Source organism: Nocardioides alkalitolerans, from assembly GCA_038184435.1.
GTDB lineage: Bacteria > Actinomycetota > Actinomycetes > Propionibacteriales > Nocardioidaceae > Nocardioides > Nocardioides alkalitolerans_A.
Map to the genome: position 1 here is coordinate 2,988,221 of CP116227.1, position 20,107 is coordinate 3,008,327.

At 74.5% G+C, this 20,107-nt stretch carries 15 protein-coding genes; 7 read left to right on the forward strand and 8 right to left on the reverse strand.

Translation table 11 applies throughout. The features are described from left to right. Positions 1-54: 54 nt before the first annotated feature. Genes PIR53_14280 through PIR53_14295 form a run of 4 tightly spaced genes read right to left on the reverse strand, consistent with a single transcriptional unit; the run spans position 55 to position 5,598 of the window. Positions 55-699 carry a class E sortase gene (locus PIR53_14280; protein ID WZH51178.1) on the reverse strand — a complete coding sequence of 215 codons (645 nt, stop codon included), beginning with the start codon at positions 697-699 and terminating at the stop codon, positions 55-57. Next, a complete protein-coding gene (locus PIR53_14285; GenBank protein WZH51179.1) occupies positions 696-1,160 on the reverse strand; it encodes an FxLYD domain-containing protein in 465 nt (154 codons plus the stop codon). Before PIR53_14285 ends, PIR53_14280 begins: the two co-directional genes overlap by 4 nt. Beyond that, the gene (locus PIR53_14290) at positions 1,157-1,642 is read right to left on the reverse strand and encodes an LPXTG cell wall anchor domain-containing protein (protein WZH51180.1); all 486 of its coding nucleotides are present in this window, start codon (positions 1,640-1,642) and stop codon (positions 1,157-1,159) included. Before PIR53_14290 ends, PIR53_14285 begins: the two co-directional genes overlap by 4 nt. Beyond that, positions 1,639-5,598 (reverse strand): hypothetical protein, encoded by a 3,960-nt coding sequence (locus PIR53_14295; GenBank protein WZH51181.1) that lies wholly within the window; start codon positions 5,596-5,598, stop codon positions 1,639-1,641. The genes PIR53_14290 and PIR53_14295 overlap by 4 nt, the downstream gene beginning before the upstream one ends. Positions 5,599-5,978: 380 nt before the next feature. On the opposite strand from PIR53_14295, the gene PIR53_14300 reads away from it, so the two are divergent. From PIR53_14300 to PIR53_14310, 3 genes are read left to right on the forward strand one after another with little or no spacing between them, the layout of a single operon-like run. Then, on the forward strand, positions 5,979-7,604 hold the full coding sequence (locus PIR53_14300; protein ID WZH51182.1) for a sigma-70 family RNA polymerase sigma factor: 1,626 nt from the start codon (positions 5,979-5,981) through the stop codon (positions 7,602-7,604). A 59-nt stretch (positions 7,605-7,663) separates the two neighbouring features. After that, positions 7,664-8,413: a ZIP family zinc transporter gene (locus PIR53_14305; protein WZH51183.1), complete on the forward strand. Its 750-nt coding sequence runs from the start codon at positions 7,664-7,666 to the stop codon at positions 8,411-8,413. Then, a complete protein-coding gene (locus PIR53_14310; protein ID WZH51184.1) occupies positions 8,410-9,237 on the forward strand; it encodes an endonuclease/exonuclease/phosphatase family protein in 828 nt (275 codons plus the stop codon). The genes PIR53_14305 and PIR53_14310 overlap by 4 nt, the downstream gene beginning before the upstream one ends. A 143-nt stretch (positions 9,238-9,380) precedes the next feature. Here the strand turns inward: PIR53_14310 and PIR53_14315 are convergent, their stop codons facing one another. Continuing rightward, a complete protein-coding gene (locus tag PIR53_14315) occupies positions 9,381-11,030 on the reverse strand; it encodes an FAD-binding dehydrogenase (GenBank protein WZH51185.1) in 1,650 nt (549 codons plus the stop codon). A 106-nt stretch (positions 11,031-11,136) separates the two neighbouring features. Between PIR53_14315 and PIR53_14320 the strand changes: the two genes are divergently transcribed. Continuing rightward, positions 11,137-12,264: a helix-turn-helix domain-containing protein gene (locus PIR53_14320; protein ID WZH54463.1), complete on the forward strand. Its 1,128-nt coding sequence runs from the start codon at positions 11,137-11,139 to the stop codon at positions 12,262-12,264. 125 nt (positions 12,265-12,389) lie between these two features. Here the strand turns inward: PIR53_14320 and PIR53_14325 are convergent, their stop codons facing one another. After that, entirely contained in the window at positions 12,390-13,406 is a 1,017-nt protein-coding gene (locus PIR53_14325; protein WZH51186.1) for a hypothetical protein, read from the reverse strand. 147 nt (positions 13,407-13,553) lie between these two features. Between PIR53_14325 and PIR53_14330 the strand changes: the two genes are divergently transcribed. Both PIR53_14330 and PIR53_14335 read left to right on the forward strand, forming a co-directional pair. Then, complete coding sequence (locus PIR53_14330) at positions 13,554-14,252, forward strand: FCD domain-containing protein (protein ID WZH51187.1); 699 nt, start codon at positions 13,554-13,556, stop codon at positions 14,250-14,252. 41 nt (positions 14,253-14,293) lie between these two features. Continuing rightward, complete coding sequence (locus PIR53_14335) at positions 14,294-15,532, forward strand: alpha-hydroxy acid oxidase (protein WZH51188.1); 1,239 nt, start codon at positions 14,294-14,296, stop codon at positions 15,530-15,532. A gap of 45 nt (positions 15,533-15,577) precedes the next feature. Here the strand turns inward: PIR53_14335 and PIR53_14340 are convergent, their stop codons facing one another. After that, the gene (locus PIR53_14340; protein WZH51189.1) at positions 15,578-16,891 is read right to left on the reverse strand and encodes a DUF1214 domain-containing protein; all 1,314 of its coding nucleotides are present in this window, start codon (positions 16,889-16,891) and stop codon (positions 15,578-15,580) included. 65 nt (positions 16,892-16,956) lie between these two features. On the opposite strand from PIR53_14340, the gene PIR53_14345 reads away from it, so the two are divergent. Beyond that, a complete protein-coding gene (locus tag PIR53_14345) occupies positions 16,957-18,276 on the forward strand; it encodes a DUF1254 domain-containing protein (protein ID WZH51190.1) in 1,320 nt (439 codons plus the stop codon). A 73-nt stretch (positions 18,277-18,349) separates the two neighbouring features. On the opposite strand, the gene PIR53_14350 is transcribed toward PIR53_14345, so the two are convergent. Next, the gene (locus PIR53_14350; GenBank protein WZH51191.1) at positions 18,350-20,104 is read right to left on the reverse strand and encodes an iron ABC transporter permease; all 1,755 of its coding nucleotides are present in this window, start codon (positions 20,102-20,104) and stop codon (positions 18,350-18,352) included. Positions 20,105-20,107: the final 3 nt, after the last annotated feature.

A 20,107-nucleotide genomic window follows, 5' to 3' on the forward strand; every position in this document is an offset into this window, starting at 1 on the left:
TGAGGCGTGTTCTCCGCCTGGGCGGAACACGCCCGGCCAGGCGCCGCGGAAGCCTCAGCGGGGCGCCGTATCGACCAGCTCCGCGAAGGCGACGAGCCGCTGGTCGGTGTGGAACAGCTCGGCGCAGGTCGTGAGCGTGAGCAGGCGTGCCTCCGACCCGAGGTCGGGGCCGACGCCCCCGGGGTCGGGGTTCGTGGGCACGGGGTCCACGACCCACGTCGCGGTGAACGGCACCTCGAGCGCGTCGCCGGCGGTGACGAGCCGGTAGGTGTAGGTCGTCGTGCGCGTGTCGACGAGCACGAGGTCGCCGACCTCCAGCTCGGTCATCCGGCGCAGCGGTTCCCCGTGGGTGATGCGGTGGCCGGCCACGGCGAGGTTGCCGACCTCGCCGGGGCCGGCGCTGCCGTCGAAGTGGCCGAGCCCGGCGGCGAGCACGTCGTCGTCGGTGCCCGCGAGCAGCGGCACGGCGTAGTCGTCGCCGAAGCGGGGCACCCGCACGATCGCGAGCGCGTCGCCGACGGCGGTGCGGGCGGTGTCGTCACCGGCGTCCCAGGCGTCCTCGAGCGCCGCGACACCCTCGTCATGCCGTCGCTCCGCGAGGAGGGTGGTGCCCCAGAGCTGCCACGCGACGTACCCGAGCACCCCGAGGCCCGCCACGACGAGCAGGAGCCCCGTCGCCGTGAGGACGCGTCGGCTCATCCCGCCACCGGGGCCCGGCGCACGTTGACGGTGCACGCGGTGGCACCCGAGGGCACCTCCGCGGTGACCTCGACCGAGCGCGACGCACCCGGCGCGAGGTCCTCGACCGTCGCGACGCCGCGGGCCACGACGTCGGAGGTGGCGGTGGTCCAGCTGACGACGACCGCGTAGTCCGCGGCCGTGCCACCGCTGTTCGTCAGCTCCCCCGTGACCGACCGAGGTCCGGTCGCGACGTCGCACTCCGCCCCGGCGAGGTCGCCACGCGCGCCCGTGCCTCCCTCCAGCACGGGCGCCGGGGGCAGGTCCGCCGGGGAGACCCGGCCCTCGTCGAGGCTGGGGTCCGTCGACGAGGGCCGGGGGCTCGAGGGCTCGGGCCGGGCCCCCTCGTCCCCGCCGCGGCACGCGGCGGGGACGAGGAGGAGCGCCGACACGAGGGCCGCCGTCGCGAGACGACGGGTCACGCGGTCCGCCGACGGCGTCCGCGCCAGACCAGCGCGGCACCGGCGCCGAGGAGCAGCGCCGCGAGGCCGAGCAGGCCGGCCGCCGGGCCGCCCGTGTCGGGCAGGGCCGGACCCGACGGGGCGGGCTTCGGCGGGGCCGGCGAGGACGCGACCGGGGTGGTCGTGTCCGACGGCGGCGAGACCACCGGCGGCACCGTGTCGCACCCGGCCGGGGTGCACCCGCCGGCCGTCGCGCGGTTGAGGATCGGGCCGCCGGCGACGTCCGCCGCCGTGACCTCGTAGTCCGCCTCGCACGTGGTGCTCTCCCCCGGCGCGAGGGTGGTCTCGCGGCAGGAGATCGCGACGTCGGCGTCGTCCAGCATCGGGTCGTCGATCGTGATCGAGGAGATCGTCACGGCACCCGTGTTGGTGACGTCGAACCGGTAGGTGATGGTGTCGCCCACCTGCGCGGGCCCACCGCCGGCCACGGCGTTGGACTTCACGAGCCCGAGCGTCGCGGTCGTCTCCGCCGGCGTGTCCGTCGTCGACGGGGGGAGTCCACCGGGTCCTCGTCGCCCCCGACCGGCGTGCCGGTCGCGGTCGCCGCGTTGTGGACCGTGCCGGCGTCGACGTCGGCCTGGGTGACGACGTAGGGCTCGTCGACGACGCAGAACACGGTGTCGCCGGCACGCACGGTCGTCGCCTCGCAGGTGATGGTGCCGACCTTCGGGTCGTTCACGACGACGTCGACGAGCGTGACGTTGCCGGTGTTGGTGACCTCGAAGCCGTACCAGATCTCCTCGCCCAGGTCGGCCACGCCGTCCTGGTCGAGGTCCTCGAGCTCGGCGAGCTTCACGATCGCCAGGCCGGGCACGGCCTCGATCGGCGTGGAGGTGGAGTCCGGGTCCGAGCCGACGGGGTCACCGTCGGGGTCCGTCGCCCCCGCGGTCGCGGTGTTGTCCACCGAGCCCGCGTCCACGTCGTCGCGCGTGATCTCGTACGGCGCGGCCGAGCACGTCACCGACGCCCCTGGCGCCAGCACGCCCGCCGGGCAGGTCAGCCCGCCCAGCATCGGGTCGCTGATCGCCACGGCGCTCAGCGGCACGTTGCCCGTGTTGGTCACCACGAACGTGTAGGCGATGGTGTCGCCCGCGTCGGTGGTGCCCGACGAGTTCACGTCGACGGGCGTGCCCGCCTGCTTGTCCAGCGCCAGGCTCGGCGCCGGCGTGTCGACCGGCGTCGTGGTGGAGTCCTCGTTGGAGGTCACCTCGTCGCCGTCCGGGTCCTCGCCCACGGAGGTGGCCACGTTCACCACGGCACCCGCGACCTCGTCCGCCTCCGTCACCACGTACGGCGCGTCCGCGGCGCACTCCGTGGCCTCACCCGGCGCCAGGCTCGTGACCTCGCAGGTCACGGCGCCTGCCAGCGGGTCCACGACGCGCACGTCGGAGACCGGCACGTTGCCGTCGTTGGTGACGGTGAACGTGTAGGCGATCGTGTCGCCCGCGTCGGTGATGCCCGAGCCGTTGACGTCAACCGGCGTGCCCGCGAGCTTGTCGAGGGTCAGCACCGGGGCCGGCGTCGCGACCGGCGTGTTCGTCGAGTCCGGGTCGCTGGTGACGGGGTCCCCGTCGGGGTCCTCGCCCTCGACCGTGGCCGTGTTGGTGACGACCGCGGCGGCCTCGTCGGCGTCGGTCACGACGTACGGCGCGTCGGCGGCGCACTCCGTGGTCTCGCCCGGCGCGAGGCTGGTGGCCTCGCAGGTCACCGCACCGACGAGCGGGTCGGAGACCGTGACGTCGGTGACCGGGACGTTGCCCGTGTTCGTCACCGTGAAGGTGAACGCGATGGTGTCGCCCGCGTCGGTGATGCCCGAGCCGTTGACGTCGACCGGCGTGCCGGCGCGCTTCTCCAGCGCCAGGGCCGGGGCCGGGCGCTCGACCGGCGTGGTCGTCGTGTCCTCGTTCGAGACGACGTCCTCGTCGTACGGGTCGCTGCCCACCGCCGTCGCCACGTTCGTGACGGAGCCGGCGAGCTCGTTGGCCTCGGTGACCACGTAGGCCTCGTCGGCCGCGCAGTCGGTCGCCTCGCCCGGCGCGAGGCTCGTCGCCTCACAGGTGACGTCGCCGACGAGCGGGTCCTGCACGCGGATCGCGTCGACCGGCACGTTGCCCGTGTTGGTCACCGTGAACGTGTAGGCGATGGTGTCGCCGGCGTCGGTGATGCCCGAGCCGTTGACGTCGACCGGCGTGCCCGCGAACTTCTCGAGCGTCAGCCCGGGCTCGGGGAGGTCGGTCGGGGTGGAGGTGGAGTCGGGGTCGGAGCCGACGGGGTCGCCGTCGGGGTCCGTCGCTCCCGCGGTCGCGGTGTTGTCCACCGAACCGGCCTGGACGTCGTCACGCGTGATCACGTACGGCGCGGCCGAGCAGGTCACGGAGGCGCCCGGCGCCAGCACGCCCGCCGGGCAGGTCAGCCCGGTCAGCATCGGGTCGCTGATCGCGACCGCGCGCAGCGGGACGTTGCCGGTGTTCGTGACCACGAAGGAGTAGGCGATCGTGTCGCCCGCGTCGGTCAGGCCGGAGCCGTTGACGTCGACCGGGGTGCCTGCCTGCTTGTCCAGCGCCAGGCTCGGCGCCGGCGAGTCGACCGGCGTGGTGGTGGAGTCCTCGTCCGAGGTGACGGGGTCGCCGGAGGTGTCCTCGCCGGAGGCCGTGGCCACGTTCACCACGGCACCCGCGGTCTCGTCCGCTGCCGTCACGACGTACGGCGCGTCGGCGACGCACTCCGCGTCCTCGCCGGGCTCCAGGCTCGTCACGTCGCAGGTGACGGCGCCGACGAGCGGGTCCGAGACCGCCACGTCGGTGACCGGGACGTTGCCGGTGTTCGTCACCGTGAAGGTGTAGGCGATCGTGTCGCCCGCGTCGGTCAGGCCGGAGCCGTTGACGTCGACCGGCGTGCCGGCCCGCTTCTCGAGCGTGAGCGCCGCGTCGTGGTCGATCGGGGTGCTCGTGCTGTCGTCGTCGGTGACGTCGGGGTCGCCGGGCACGCCGGTGTTGCCCGAGGCCGTGGCCGTGTTGTCCACGACGCCGGCGGTCACGTCCGCCTGCGTGAGCACGTACGGCGCGGCCGTGCAGGTCACGTCGTCACCGGGCGCGAGGGCACCGGGCGGGCAGGTGACGGTGCCGACCTTGGGGTCGGAGACCGCGATGGTCGCCAGCGGCACGGGGCCCGTGTTGGTGACGACGAACGTGTAGGTGATCGTCGAGCCGGCGGTGCTGCCCGTCGGGGTGCCCGCGATCTTGTCGAGCTCGAGCGACGGACGCTTCGCGGTGTTGGTGAAGGTGCACAGGGCCGCGACGCCGGCGGCACCGCCGTTGGGCATCGTGAAGCTGCCGGTCGTGCCCGTGCCGCTGGCGATCGTGCCGCCCGTGTTCTCGTCGACGCAGGCCCAGGCCGCGTCGTACCGGCTCGCGAGGGTGCCGTTGCCGCTCTCGGTCACGGTGTAGGTCGTGCCCGTGAGCCCGAAGACGGGACCGGCGGTCTCGGCGGACGTGTCCTGCAGGCCGGAGTCGCTGCCCGCGGTCGTCGCCGTGTTGCCGGTGGTGATGCCGCCGCCCGTGACGGTGAGCGTCGCCTGGTCGCCCGCGACGGCGCGGCCGTCGGGGAAGTCCTTCTGCACGCGGATCGTGTTCGGCGAGGCGCAGGACGCGAGGTCCACGGAGCCCGACTGCGCCAGCGGCGACGACGAGAGGACGGCGCCGGTGGAGGGGTTGACCTCGAACAGCTGGTTGCCGCTCGCCAGGTAGAGCAGGCCCGAGCCGGCGAACGCGATGCCGTTGATCGCCTGGTTGGACGGCGTCGAGATGTCGGTGATCTGGCGACCCGTGACCGTGACGGCGGGGCCGCTCGTCGGGATCTCCTGGTCGATGACGGAGACGACGTTGGAGCCGTTCGCGCCACCGACGACGTACATGCGGCCCTGCTGGTCGAAGACCCAGTCGCCGTTGCCGCCGCCGGTCGGGATGGTGCCGCTCGCGACCAGGCCGATGGAGGTGTTGGTCGTGGTGTCGAAGCCGTAGACCTGGACGGTCGAGCCGCTGAAGCCGCCGTAGTAGTAGAACCCGTTGAGCGGGTTCACCGCGCCGTGCGTCACGGGGGTGCTGGCCGCGCCGGCGCCGAGGGCCGTCGTGCTGTCGCTGGCGCGGTCGTGGCGGTAGATCGTGCGGCCGCTGCCCTGGGCGGCCGGCAGCACGCCGAACGCCTGGCTGCCGTCGTCGGAGATGCCGAGGCCGTTGAGGCTGCCGGTGGCACCGATGTCGAAGGTGCCGACGCTGGTCTGGGTGCCGTCCTCCCCGAGCGCCCAGATGTTGCGGGGCGACGCCCCCTGGATCGAGTAGACGGTGCCGCAGTCGAGCGGCGCAGCCGCGGTCGCGGGCGCGGCGGCCAGCGACAGGGTCACCCCCGCGAGCCCCGACGCCACAACGACCGTGGCGGCCGCCTGCGCGAACCACCGCCGCGCCCTGCTCGTGCCGGACCGACCGGCTCCCCCTCGTGTGCCCCCACGCACACGCACGTGCTTGCTCAACGCATTCCCCACATCGTCGTCGGACCTGCGGCCGTTCGACCGCAGGGGGAGGACGGGGTGGAGCGGGGTTCCTTACGCAGTTCTCAGGAGAATTTCGAGTGGTCTGGATCACAGCAGTTCCACGCCGTGCGATGACCTAAGATCCGCCGCACGGGGGACGCCCTGTCGGGTCGCACGACGGGGTCACACACAGCGCGGCGTCGACACGACGTCGCGCGCCGTCACGTCCCGTCGACGACACCGCGACCAGGACCATGACCGCTGCAGCGCACCCACCGGAGCACACCGACCCGACCGACGCCACCCTGCTGACGCGTGCCCGCGCGGGCGACGCGGAGGCGGTCGCCGTGCTCTTCGAGCGCTACCACCCCGTGGCGCTCGCCCTGGCGACCCGGCACGCCGGCCCCGACCTCGCCCCCGACATCGCCGCGACCGCGTTCGAGCGGATCCTCCGGCTGCTGCGGCAGGGGAAGGGCCCGACCACCGCGTTCCGCCCCTACCTGGCCGCGACCGTCAACAGCGCCTGGGTCGACCACGTGCGCCGCGACTCCCGCCTCGTGCTCGTCGAGGACGACGACGACCTGGAGCCGCTCGTCCCCGCGCCGTCGGACGGCGCCGACGACCGCTTCGACCGTGCGACCGTCGCCGCCGCCTTCGCCGACCTGCCGCCCCGCTGGCAGCACGTGCTGTGGCACACCGCGGTCGAGGGCCTCCCGCACGACGAGGTCGGCGAGGCGCTCGGGCTGACGGGCAACGCCGTCGGCGTGCTGGCCCACCGCGCCCGGGAAGGGCTGCGCACCGCCTACCTCGACGCCCACCTCGCCGCAGCCGCCGACGCCGGCTGCCGGCGCACGACGCCCCTGCTGGGCGCCTACGTGCGCGGCGCCATGTCCGTCGGCAAGCGCCAGCGCGTCACCGAGCACCTCGACGGGTGCGCCCGGTGCCGGCACGCCGTCGACGAGCTCGGCCAGATCTCGGCGAACCTGGGCGCCGCGCTGCTGCCCGTGCTGGGGCTGCTCGCGGCGGGCCGGTTGCCCGGCGCCTCCTCCGGGCTCTCCCCCAGTGCCGGGTCGGGCGCGGACCCCGGGCCGGCTCGGTCGCGCTCCCGGCGGTTCCCGCGCCGTACGACGCAGGTCGGCGTGGCCGCGGCCGCGGTCGTCGCGGTGGCCCTGGCGGCGGCTGCGGTCGTGCTCGAGCCGTGGGCCGGGTCGGACGGCGGCCCGGCGATCGCGACGGCGCCGTCCGGTGCGGCTGACGCGGCCGACACGGGGGCTCCGGTCGATCCGGCCGATCCTGTCGAGCCGGATGCTGCGGTCGACCCGGCTGCTCCAGCGCCTGCCGGGGATCCGACGCCAGGCGCCGCGCAGGCACCGGCCGAGCCGGTGACGTCGCCGGAGCCCGGCCCGGGGTCGGACCCCGGCACCCCGGAGGACCCGGCGGGACCCGGCCGGGAACCCTCGACGACCCCCGCACCGGAGCCCGCACCGGAGCCCGCACCGGAGCCCGCACCGGAGCCGCCCACGGTCGACCCCGCGGACAACCCCCGGTTCGAGCGGTCCCGTCTCGCCGTGGCCCCGGCCGCGCAGCCCGGGTGGACGCGCGTGACGGTCCCGGTCGTGGCAGCCTCGCCGGGCACGGTGGTCACCATGACCGTCCGTGGCGCGCGGGAGGTCTGCCTCCTCGGTGGCGGCGAGCCGACGTGCACGACGGGGTCGGTCACGGGCTGGACCGTGCCCGTGACCGGGGTCGCGGAGCCACTGGTCGTCGAGGTGCGGCACGACGCGCTGGCGTGGATCGGCCTCGCGCTCGAGGCGCTCGACCGGCCCGACGACGTCCCGGCCGACAACCAGGTCGACGCGATCCTGCGCACGGTCGGCTGACCCTCGGGGACGGTCGTACGCTCGCAGGATGACCACCGCCGCCCTCCCCCGGAGCTGACGTGCCGACCTGGGCCGCCGCCGGGCTGTGGGGTCTCGCCGGTGGCGGTGCCCTCGTGGTGGGCGCTCTGGTCGCCTGGTTCGTGCGGGTGCCGCAGCGCGTCGTCGCGGGCGTCATGGCCTTCGGCGCGGGCGTGCTCATCTCCGCCCTGTCGTTCGAGCTCGTGGACGAGGCCGAGACGAGCGGCGGCCTCCCGGCCACGGCGGTGGGGTTCCTCGTGGGCGCGGTGGCGTACGTCGCGGCGAACGTCGCGCTCGCCCGCCGCGGCGCGGCGCACCGCAAGCGCTCCGGAGGTCAGCAGGCGTCGGAGTCGGACCAGCCGGGCTCCGGCACCGCGATCGCCGTGGGCGCCCTCCTCGACGGCGTGCCCGAGTCCGTCGTCCTCGGGCTCTCGCTGCTCGACGGCGGCACCGTGGGCGTCGCCGTCCTCGCCGCCATCGTCATCTCCAACGTGCCCGAGGGTCTCTCCAGCGCGGCCGGGATGAAGCGGGCGGGCCGCAGCGCGCGCTACGTCTTCGCCGTCTGGGGCGGCATCGCGGTCGTCAGCGGCGTCGCGGCGCTCGCCGGCGCACTGCTGCTCCAGGGCGCCCCCACCGAGGCGATCGCGGTCGTCACGGCCCTCGCCGCCGGCGCCATCCTCGCCATGGTGGCGGACACGATGATCCCGGAGGCGTTCGAGCGCACCCACCTCTACACGGGGCTGATCGCGGCCTCGGGCTTCCTGCTCGCGTTCGTCGTGAGCCGGGCGTGACTGGCGGGAGCCCGCACCTCTTGGTGGTGGCCACGGCCAACGCGGCCAGCGGGCGGGACCGGCGCGGTCGGATCGACGCCGCGTCCTGGGAGCGGTGGAGCGACGCCGCCGCCGCGCTCGACGTCGACGTGCTCGCCGTGCAGGAGATCGACCACCGGCTCCCCCGGAGCGGCGAGGTCGACCAGACGAGCGCGCTCGCGGACCTGCTGCGCGCCGACGGGCCCGCCTGGTCGGCGCGCTTCGCGGCCGCGGTGCACGGCACGCCGGGCACGCTCGCCGGCTTCCGCCCCGCCGCCCCGGTGGCGGACGACCGCCCGGAGGAACCGTCGTACGGCGTCGCCCTCCTCAGCCGCCACCCCGTCACCGCGTGGCGAGAGCTGCGGCTCGGCCCGTCGCGCGTGCGGTTGCCGGTGCCGCTGCCGCCGGGATCAGGGCGACGCGTGCTGTGGGTGCCCGACGAGCCGCGGGTGGCGCTCGCAGCGGTCGTCGACGCGCCGGGTGGGCCGGTGAGCGTGGCGACGACGCACCTGTCGTTCGCCCCGCTGCGGGCGCGGGCCCAGCTGCGGGACGTGGTGCGCTGGTGCGCCGACCTCCCGCGCCCGCTCGTGCTGCTCGGCGATCTCAACCTGCCGCCGCGGCTCGTGACGTTCGCCGGCACGCCCGCCGTCCGCGCGCCGACCCACCCGGCGCACCGGCCACGGGTGCAGCTCGACCACGTGCTGCTGGACGACCCGGCGGGGCGGTATGTCGTGGGTGACGCCGCGACGTACCGCGTGGCCGACAGCGACCACCTCGCGGTGCGGGTCGGGCTCGTGCCCGCGTGAGCACCAGCCGCCCGACGCCGGTCTGATCGGGGCCGGCGGGGGGAACCACCCGCTCGTGTAACGCGGTGTCCGGGTCACTATGGAAGGGGTAGACCGCGTGCACAGTGACTCGGACACCGCGTTACACGCCACTGACCAGGGCTTCAGCCGATCGCCGCCGCCGCCGCGCGTCCCGCTGTCCGCCCGGAGAACAGGCACCCGCCGAGGAACGTGCCCTCGAGCGCGTTGTAGCCGTGCATGCCGCCACCGCCGAAGCCGGTGGCCTCGCCCGCGGCGTACAGGCCGGGCACCGGCACCCCGGCCGCGTCGAGCACCCGCCCGTCGAGGTCGGTGTGGAGGCCGCCGAGGGTCTTGCGGGTGAGGATGTGGAGCCGTACGGCGATGAGCGGGCCCGCCGCGGGATCGAGGAGGCGGTGGGGTGTCGCGACGCGGATGAGCTTGTCGCCGCGGTAGTTCCGCGCCCCGTGGATGGCGGTGACCTGGGCGTCCTTGCCGAACGGGTTCGCGATCTCCCGATCGCGGGCCTCCACGAGGCGGGTGAGGCGCTCGGCGTCGATGAGGGGCTGGCCGGTGAGGCGGTTCATGCCGGCGGCCAGCTCGTAGAGCGTGTCTGCGACGACGAAGTCCTCGCCCTTCTGCTTGAAGGCCTCGACGGGACCCGGCGCACCGGACTTCAGCCGGCCGAGGAGCAGCCCGACGTCCTTGCCGGTGAGGTCGGGGTTCTGCTCCGACCCCGAGAGCGCGAACTCCTTCTCGATGATCTTCTGCGTGAGCACGAACCACGAGTGGTCGTGGCCCGTGCCCCGGAGGTGCCGCAGCGTGCCGAGGGTGTCGAATCCGGGGAAGTAGGGCGCGGGCAGGCGGTTGCCCTCGGCGTCGAGCCACAGCGACGAGGGCCCGGGGAGGATCCGGATGCCGTGGTCGGCCCAGATCGGGTCCCAGTTGCGCAGGCCCTCGACGTAGTGCCACATCCGGTCCGGGTTGATGACCGCCCCGCCGGCGGCCTCGGTGATGCCGATCATCCGGCCGTCGACGTGGGCGGGCACGCCGGCGACCATGCGCTCCGGCGGGGTGCCGAGGCGGGCCGGCCAGTTCTTGCGCACCAGCTCGTGGTTGCCGCCGATGCCGCCGGAGGCGACGACCACGGCCTGGGCGGTCAGCTCGAATTCGCCGACCTCGTCGCGGGAGGACGCCGCGCCCCGTACGACGTCGGACGGCGCCAGCAGGGCGCCGCGCACGCCCGTGACCGTGCCCTCGCTGGTGACGAGCGCGTCGACGCGGTGGCGGAAGCGGAGCTCGACGCGACCCGCGGCGACGTGCTCCCGCACGCGGCGCTCGAACGGCTCGACCACACCGGGCCCGGTGCCCCAGGTGAGGTGGAAGCGCGGCACGGAGTTGCCGTGGCCGTCGGCGCGCCCGTCGCCGCGCTCGGCCCACCCGACGACCGGGAAGAAGCGGTGGCCCATCTGCCGGAGCCAGGAGCGCTTCTCACCGGCGGCGAAGTGCACGTAGGCCTCCGCCCACCTCCGCGGCCAGTGGTCCTCGGGCCGGTCGAACTGCGCCGAGCCGAACCAGTCCTGCAGCGCGAGGTCGAGCGAGTCCTTCACGCCCATCCGCCGCTGCTCGGGGCTGTCGACGAGGAACAGGCCACCCAGCGACCAGAAGGCCTGACCGCCCAGCGACTGCTCCGGCTCCTGGTCGAGCACGAGCACACGCCGTCCCGCGTCCGCCAGCTCCGCTGCGGCGACCAGCCCGGCCAGTCCACCGCCCACCACGATCGCGTCTGCGTCCATGGGCCCCAGGCTCGGAGGACGCGGGGACCGGACGCAAGAGCGTCCATCCTTTCTGAGCACTAGGGTTGTCACCGCCTGACAACGGGAGCGAGGAGCCTGCGTGACGATGGATGCCGTGCGCGTCGCCGTCCGCGACGACGTCCTGGCCCGGCTCGACGAGATCGCGGCCCGCGTCACGGCCGAGATCGTGGCCGAGATCCCGGCGTACGCCGCGCTCGCGCCGGCCCAGCTCGCCGAGGTCGACGCGATCGCGCGGTGGGGCACGACCCGGGTGCTCGACCTGTGGGCGGAGGGCGCGACGGGGCTCGCGCCGTCGGACCTGCAGCGGTTCCGCGGCATCGGCGCCGCTCGCGCGCTCGACGGGCGTCCCCTGCCGGGCATCCTCCGCGCCTACCGCCTCGCGGCCACCCAGGTCGTCGACCACATCGAGGCCACCGCCGCCGACCGTCTGGCCGTCGGCGACGCGATCGCGCTGTCACGGCTGTGGATGGCGGTCGTCGACACGCTCACCGATGCGCTGCACGACGGCTACGCCGCGGGCGCCGCGCGGGCCGGCGACCGGGACGGCGCCGTCGAGCACCTCCTCGACGACCTGCTCGCCGGCCGCCAGGTCGCCCACACCAACCTCGAGGACCGCAGCCGGGAGCTGCAGGTCGTGGTCCCCGCGCGCCCCACCCTTCTCGTCGTCGCCCTCTCCCCCGACGGGCCGACGCGCGCCGAGCTGGCGGCCCTGGTGGGCGACGACGCGCCGCTCCGGCACCGCGAGCACCACGGCGTCGCGGTCCTCGACGGCACCACCGCGCGCGCCATCACCCCGCACTGGACGGCGTCGTGGCGCGGAGCGATGGTCCCGAACGACCGCACCACCGACCTCCCGCGCTCCTACCGCCTCGCCACGCACGCGCTGCGTCACGCGCCGGCGCACGCGTACGACGAGGGCCGACTCCTCGACGAGGCCGACGTGCTGCTCGTCGCGCTCCTCACCGGCCACCGGGACACCGATCGCGCCCGCTTCGAGCGCCTGGTGCTGGACGGGCTGGACGACCACCTGCTCGCGAGCATCGAGGCCCACGTCGCCACGGGTTCCGCCGACGTCGCCGCCGCGCGTCTCGGCGTCCACCCGCAGACGCTGCGCCACCGCCTGCGTCGCACTCGCGAGCTCAGCGGCCGCGACCCGCGCCGTACCTGGGACCGGCTCGTGCTCGAGGTGGCCCTGCTGGGCCGCTCGGCGTGAAGGTCGGGCCCGGGGGCCCTCGTCGTGTAACGCGGTGTCCGGGCGACTGTGCACGTGGTCTACCACCTCCATGGTGACCCGGACACCGCGTTACATCCCGTCGGGCCCGGCGACCGCTCGCCCCCTCAGGCGCAGCCGAGCACGTCGTACGCCGCGGCGGCGAGCTCCACGAGGTCGTCGCGCTGCTCGTCCTCGTCGCGGGTGTCGGCCAGCGCCCAGCCGAGGGGGCTGCGGGTGGCGGTCACGGCACATTCGCCCGAGGCGACGAGCACCGCGGAGTCGCCGTCGACGTACACCTCGTCGCCGTCCACCTCGACGGGGTCGCCGGCGCCGGCGAGACCCATCGCGAGGTAGCCCTCGTTGGTCACCTGGGAGGCGATCGTCGTGGAGGCCCCGTCCCCGACGTACGCACACCTGATGCCTGCAGCGCCCACCGCACCGCGGGCGGCGCGCACCTCCCCCACCTCCGCGGTGACGAGCTCGTCGGCGGGGTCGGGGCAGGCGGCGGGAATCTCGACGGCCGGTACGTCGACGGCGGCGGCACCGTCGGCCACCTCGCGCGCGAGGTCGACGAGCAGCTCCTCGGGCAGCACGGCGTCGGTGTCGTCGCGGAACTGGCTGTCGACGAGCACGACCCGGTCCCCGGACCGGACCGTCACCCGGAGGCCGTCGTAGGAGTTCACTGCGACGTACGCCTCGTCGCCGAGACCCGCGACCGGCTCGGCGGGGTCGCTGCCGTAGGGCGTCGCGATCGTCGTCACCGGGCGGCCGTCGTCGAACGCCCGGACCCCCACGTTGAGCATCCCGCCGGCGAAGCCGCAGGCCACGAAGGTCTCCTCGCCCGGGAAGAGGCCGACGGAGTCGCCGCCGAGGCCCTCCGCCGTGCCGGAGCCGTTCGTGTCGAGTGCCGCCGTCAGCGCGTCCCGCGACTCCGCCGAGATGAGCCCGCACGGCACGGAGTCGGCGTCGGTCCCTCCCGTCGCGTCCCACCCGCCTGCACCGTCGCTGTCGCTGCGGTCGCGGTCGCCCGATCCCCCCGATGCCCCGTCGTCGTCGCCACAGCCTGCGAGCGCCAGCGGGAGGACGAGAGCGGTGACGAGAAGAGCCGCGCGGGAGGAACCGGAGGAACGGGAGGAACGCATGCCCCCGCCCTTCCCCCTGGGACGTCATGCGAACCGTCGCCGGGGGCCACCGCCTCGCATGACGTCCGCCAGAGGCCTGTGGTCTGACCACATGCTACGGTGTGGTCAGACCACACGACGAGCAGCCCGCGACCACCGGAGGGACCCATGGCCGAGACGACCCGCGCCTGGCGCACGGTGCTCGACCACCTCGAGCGTGAGCTCGGCGAGGGCCGGCTCGGTCCCGGCGACCGCCTGCCCGGCGAGCGCGAGCTCGCCGCCCGGCTCGGGGTCGGCCGCTCGAGCGTGCGCGAGGCGGTGCGGGTGCTCGACGTGATGGGCGTGGTGCGCACGGCCACCGGCTCCGGCCCGTCCGCTGGCGCGATCATCGTCGCCCGGCCCGGCGCCGGCATGTCGACGATGCTGCGGCTCCAGACCGCCGCGCAGGCCTTCGGTGTCGACGACGTCGTCGCGACCCGCGTCGCGCTCGAGGTGGCGGTCGTCGGCACCCTCGCCGCGGCGTACGACGACGCCCACCTCACGCCCGCCCGCGAGCTGCTCGTCGCGATGGAGGACGCCGCACTGACGCCCGAGGAGTTCCTCGCGCTCGACGCACGGTTCCACCTCGCGCTGGCGGAGGCGACGGGCAACCAGGTGATGCTCGCCGTGATGGCGGGGCTGCGCACGGCGATCGAGGACTACGTGCGCCTCGGTCTCGCCCGCATCGACGACTGGTCCGTCACGGTCGAACGCCTGCGCGCCGAGCACGCCGCCCTCCTCGACGCCGTGACCGCCGGACGCGCCGACGCCGCCCGGACGTGCGTGGCCGACCACATCCACGGCTACTTCGCCCAGATCCGCCCCTGACCCCGTCCGCCCCACCCCCGGCACCACCCGAGAGGACCCCCATGGTCACCCGCCAGTTCCCCAAGCCCGCCGAGATCTTCGACCTGCTGAAGTTCAAGAAGCCGGAGCTCAACCCCCGCAAGCGGCGGCTGGCGAAGGCGCTCACCATCGACGACCTGCGGGTGATCGCGAAGCGCCGCACGCCGCGGGCCGCCTTCGACTACACCGACGGCGCGGCCGAGGGCGAGCTGTCGATCCTGCGCGCCCGGCAGGCGTTCCAGGACGTCGAGCTGCACCCCGACGTGCTGCGTCCGGCGGTCGACGTCGACACCTCGATCGAGGTGCTGGGAGCGCGGAGCGCGCTGCCGTTCGGCATCGCCCCCACCGGCTTCACCCGCCTCATGCAGACCGAGGGCGAGATCGCGGGCGCCGGGGCCGCCGGGGCGGCCGGGATCCCGTTCACGCTCTCGACGCTGGGCACGACGTCGATCGAGGACGTGCAGGCGGCGAACCCGGGCGGGCGCAACTGGTTCCAGCTCTACGTCATGCGGAACCGCGAGACGTCCTACGAGCTGACCCGCCGTGCGGCCGCCGCCGGCTACGACACGCTCTTCTTCACCGTCGACACCCCGGTCGCCGGCGCGCGGTTGCGTGACAAGCGCAACGGCTTCTCGATCCCGCCGCAGATCACGCTGCGCACGGTGCTCGACGCCGCGGTCCGTCCCTGGTGGTGGATCGACTTCATCACCACGCCGAAGCTCGAGTTCGCCTCGCTGTCCTCGACCGGCGGCACCGTCGGCGAGCTGCTGGACTCGGCGATGGACCCGACGATCAGCTACGAGGACCTCGAGGTCATCCGCGGGCTGTTCCCCGGCAAGATCGTCGTCAAGGGCGTGCAGAACGTCGCCGACGCGCGCCGACTGGTCGACCACGGCGTCGACGGCGTGGTGCTCTCGAACCACGGCGGCCGCCAGCTCGACCGCGCACCGGTGCCGTTCCACCTTCTGCCGGAGGTCGTGCGGGAGGTCGGCGGGGACACCACGGTCATGGTCGACACCGGCATCATGAACGGCGCCGACATCGTCTCCTCGATCGCGCTCGGCGCCGACTTCACGCTGATCGGCCGGGCCTACCTCTACGGCCTCATGGCCGGCGGACGGCCCGGCGTCGACCGCACGATCGCGATCCTCCGGGACGAGATCGAGCGCACCATGAAGCTGCTCGGCGTCGCCTCGCTCGAGGAGCTCGAGCCGCGCCACGTCACGCAGCTCGTGCGGCTCGCGCCGCGGCCGCTGGCCTGAGCCGCTCAGCCACCCAGCCGCTCAGCCGCCCAGCCGCCCCGCCGCTCAGTCGATCCGCACGACCGGCGGCGGGACCCAGCCCGGGTCCCGCGGGTGGTAGAGCCGGAGCATCAGGCGGAACGGGCCGGGCGGGGCGGGCAGCCAGTTGGCCGTCCCGCCCGCCGGCGGGTACGCCGCGACCTCGACCCGCAGCGACCCGTCCGCCTCGCGGCGCAGGCCCGGGGTGCGGTCGCCCACGGCGTACCGGCCCAGCGGGTTCTCCACCAGGAGCCCGGCGCGGTGGTAGACGGTCAGCGACCAGAACGCCGCAGCCGGCGGCTGGTCGTCGGCCGCGAAGGTGATCGCGTAGGTCCGCTCCGCGCCGTCGAGCAGCTCACCCCGGTCGTCGACCTCGGCCACCGGGTAGACGGCCTCCTGGACCGGGTTGACGTAGATCTGCGCCATCGCGACGGCCGCCCGCAGCGCGAGGTCGGCCCCCACGTCGGGCCCGACCTCGTTGAGCGCCCAGCCGTGGGCGAGCCGACCGAGCGCGCCGACCCGGGCCTCGATCTGGCGCACCCCGTCGGCGAGGCCGTCCCGGACCGCCTCGGCGAGAGCCCCTGGCGGATCGCCCTCGGTCAGGCCGCAGGTCGCCAGGTCGTCACGCACCTCGGCGGGCACCGACGCGGGCGCGAGGTCGCGCACGACGCGCGCCACGCTGCGCGCGAACGCCGCCGGTTCGCGCACCTCCGCGTCCCGCGCGACCGCGTCGAGGTCGACGTCGCGGAGACCGGCGGGAGGCTCCGGCGGCGCGGGGGCGCCGGGCCGGGCCACGAGGGTCACCTCGTCCTGGAGCGCGTGGACGCGGGCCAGGTCCTCCGGGTCGCCGGGCTCGACGAGCGTGCGACCGCAGACCATGAGGAAGCGGTGCGACGTGCTGACCTCGAGCCGGCCGTCCCGCTCGCGCGTGCCGAGGGGACCGCGGCGGAACACCAGGGGCGGCAGCTGCGACCCGTGGGTCCGCTGCCCGAGCGACCACGGGCTCCCCGTGTCGGCCAGCCCGACCTGGTAGCTGTAGTAGCGCTCGCCGTACGCCGGCGTGACCAGCTCGTGCTCCCCGGCGTCGAGGTCGAGCCAGGCCACCGAGTAGAGCGTGTCGACGTTGGGGGCGACACCCACCCGCAGGCCCGGGTCGGAGAGTGCCCGCTGGTGGCCGATCCGTCCGAGCGGTGCGCCCGCGGAGGTCGCCGGGCGGAGGGCCGAAGGGTCGCGCGGCTGCGTGAAGTTGAGCCGCACCCGCTGCGCCATGACGCACGGGAAGGCCCACACCTGCAGGCGCGCGGCCGCTGCACGCACCTCGTCGAGCGCCGTGATCGTCATCTGCCGCGTCCCTTCCACCGTGATATGAAGTGAGTTCAGTTTAAGCACGAGCACGAGGAGCGTCGATGCGGTTCCGCGGACAGACCCCTGCCGAGGCCGAGCGCCCGCCGTCGCGTCCCGACGCGATCCCGGCGGACCCCGCGCAGCGTCGGGCGCGCGCCCGCACCCTCGCCGAGCTCGCCACGGTCTACGGCCTGCCCGCGGTGCTGCAGCACGACCTCCTCCGCCGCGAGACCTGGGGCGCCGACCCACGGCCGCTCTCGACGTTCCGTCACGAGCGCACCATCGCGACCCCGGGGTTCGGGGGCTTCCGCGTGCCGAACGTCGACACGCTCTACTCGAGCGCCTGGGTGGACCTCACGGGCGGCCCCGTCGACGTCTCGCTCCCCGCCATGGGGACGCGGTACTACACGCTGCAGCTCCTCGACGCCTTCAGCGGCACCACGAACATCAGCCGCCGCACGGTGGGCGAGGCCCGGGGGTTCACCCTCGTGCCACCCGGGTCGCCGTGGCCGGAGGACCTCCCGGACGGGAGGGTCGCCGTCGCCGTCGACGCGGCGATCATGTGGGTGCTCATGCGCATCCAGGTCGGCAGCGACGACCTCGACGTCGTCCACGCCCTGCAGGACCAGGTGCGCCTCGAGCCCCACGGGAACTCGACCGTCACCCCCGAGCAGCCCGCGGGCGACGTCGAGGCGGACGCCGCCGCCTTCATGGAGACGCTCGACGCCGCCCTGCGCCTGCAGGGCCACCCCGCCGCCGACGACGCGCTCGTGGCCCAGCTCCGGAGCATCGGCGTCGGTGGCACCGCGCCGTTCGACGCCGGCGCCCTGGACGAGGCCACGGCCGAGGGCATCGCCGAGGGGTTCGCCGCCGCGATGGAGCTCGTCTCCACCAACCGCGCGCTCCTCGGCACGCCGACGCCCGGAGGCTGGACCCGCGTGGCCGACAAGGGCCGCCACGGCCACCGCCACCTCAACCGCGCCATCATGAACTTCGTCGGCCTGGCCGCCAACGTCGTCGACGAGAACACGTCGTTCAACACGTACGTCGACGCCGACGGCCAGCCGCTCGACGGCCGCCGCTCCTACGAGATCGACCTCGTGGACCCGCCCGAGTGCGGCGCCTTCTGGAGCATCACGCTCTACGAGGCCGGGACCGGGACGCTGTACGACGCTCCCGACCGCCGCCACAGCGTGGGGAGCGCCTCGGGGGGCAGGACGAGCGTGGCCGCGGGCCGCATCGTCGTCGGACCCGACGCGGCGGACGGCGACGCCTGGCTGCCGGCTCCCCCGGGGCCCTTCTTCCTCGTGCTCCGCATCTACGTCCCGGGGCCGGAGGTCGTCGCGGGGGCGTGGACTCCGCCGCCCGTTCGCCCCCGCTGACCACCGGCGGAGTCGTGGCCCCAGCGGGCCGTTTTCCGTAGCGCTGGGGCCACGACTCCGGTACGGCGCGGGATCAGAGGTTGTCGAGCACGTTCTTGCCGCCGATGATCATCGCGACCCCGACGCCGAGCCCGGTCACGACCGTCATCAGCAGCGCCATCGCCGCCACCTGCGGGTAGAACCCGTTGGCCCAGAGGTCGTACAGCCGCGTGCCCATCACCTGCGTCGTGGGGGCCCGCACGAGCAGCGAGGCCGCGAACTCGTGCGTCAGCAGGATGAACATGAGCGCGACCGCGCTGAGGATCGCCGGGCGCATCAGCGGCAGGATGATCCGCAGGTTCGTCACGAGCGAGCTCGCACCGCTGGTGGCGGAGGCCTCGGCGTACGTCTCCCCCAGCGCCAGCAGCGCCGTCATCTGCAGTCGCGTCGCGAACGGCAGCATCAGCACCACGTAGACGAGCACGATGACCGTGCGCGTGCCGTAGAGGATGAACGGCGGCTGCGTGTAGGTCAGCAGGAACCCGACACCGAAGATGACGGCCGGGATGCCCAGCGGCAGCGCGGTGACGAGGTCGCCGGCGAGCCGCAGCACCGTGTAGCGACGACCTCGCACGAGCAGGTTGGCCATGGCGAACCCGAGGGGCACGCAGATGGCCACCGCCAGGGACGAGGCCACGAGGCTCGTCACCACGGAGTCGATGACGTCGGGCGTGCTGAGCAGCTCCCGGAAGTTGTCGAGCGTGAGCGCGTCCCACTGGATCGTCTCCGACCAGTACGGCGACAGCGCCACCGCGACGAGGCCGAGCAGCGGGAGGACGAGCGCGACGAGTCCGTAGACCACGACGGTCGAGACCGCCCACCACGAGCGCGCCGGTGCGGAGCGGAACGCCTTGCCGCCGTGGGTGACGAAGCGGCTCTGGTTGCCGAGCAGCGCCTTCTGGCCGAGCACGACGACGAGTCCGAGGATGACGAGCGGGGAACCGGCCGCCGCGGCGGCGGCGAAGTCGGCGGGCGACTCGGACACCCGGCGGTACATCTCCGTGGTCAGCACCTTGACGCCGGTGTTGGACCCCAGCAGCAACGGACCCGTGAACTGGCCGAGGCCGAGCAGGAGGGCCACGCCGCCGCCGTACACGAGCGAGGGCCGCAGCAGCGGCAGCACGACGCGGAAGAAGACCCCGACCGTCGAGGAGCCGCTCGTCTGCGCCGCCTCGAGGTGTTCGGCGCTGATGCCGGCCATGCCGGCGCTGACGAAGAGGTAGACGAACGAGGTCAGGCCGAAACCGGTGAGCAGGATGATCCAGGTCGGCGTGTAGACGTCGATCGGGCCGGACTCGAGGTGGTCCCACCAGGGGAGCGTGCGGAACGCCGCGTTGAGGTAGCCCGGTCCCGGGGAGAGCAGGAACGCCCAACCGCTGACGCTGGCGATGGCCGGCATGACGATCGGCAGCACGGGGATCACGCGGAGCCACGAGAACCGCGCCGGCAGGCGGGTCACGGCGAACGCGAGCAGCGTGCCCAGCACCATGGCGATGACGAGCGAGATCCCGCCGAGCTTCACCGTCGTCCAGATGACGGAGCCGATGTCGGGGCGGGAGTACTGCGCGTCGTAGCCGCGGGCGCCGTCCTCGAAGGCGAGCGCCTGCAGCCGGTAGAGCGGCAGCACGACGAGGTAGCCGAGGAACAGGACCAGCGCGAGGTAGCCCAGCCGGGCTCCCCAGCCGCGCCGGTCGGTGAGGCGGTCGATCGAGGTGCGCAGGCGACCGGGCACCGGCGGCGGTGCCGGGCGGGACGCGGTGGGCGGCGGGGGCGCGACGGTGGTCGACATGGC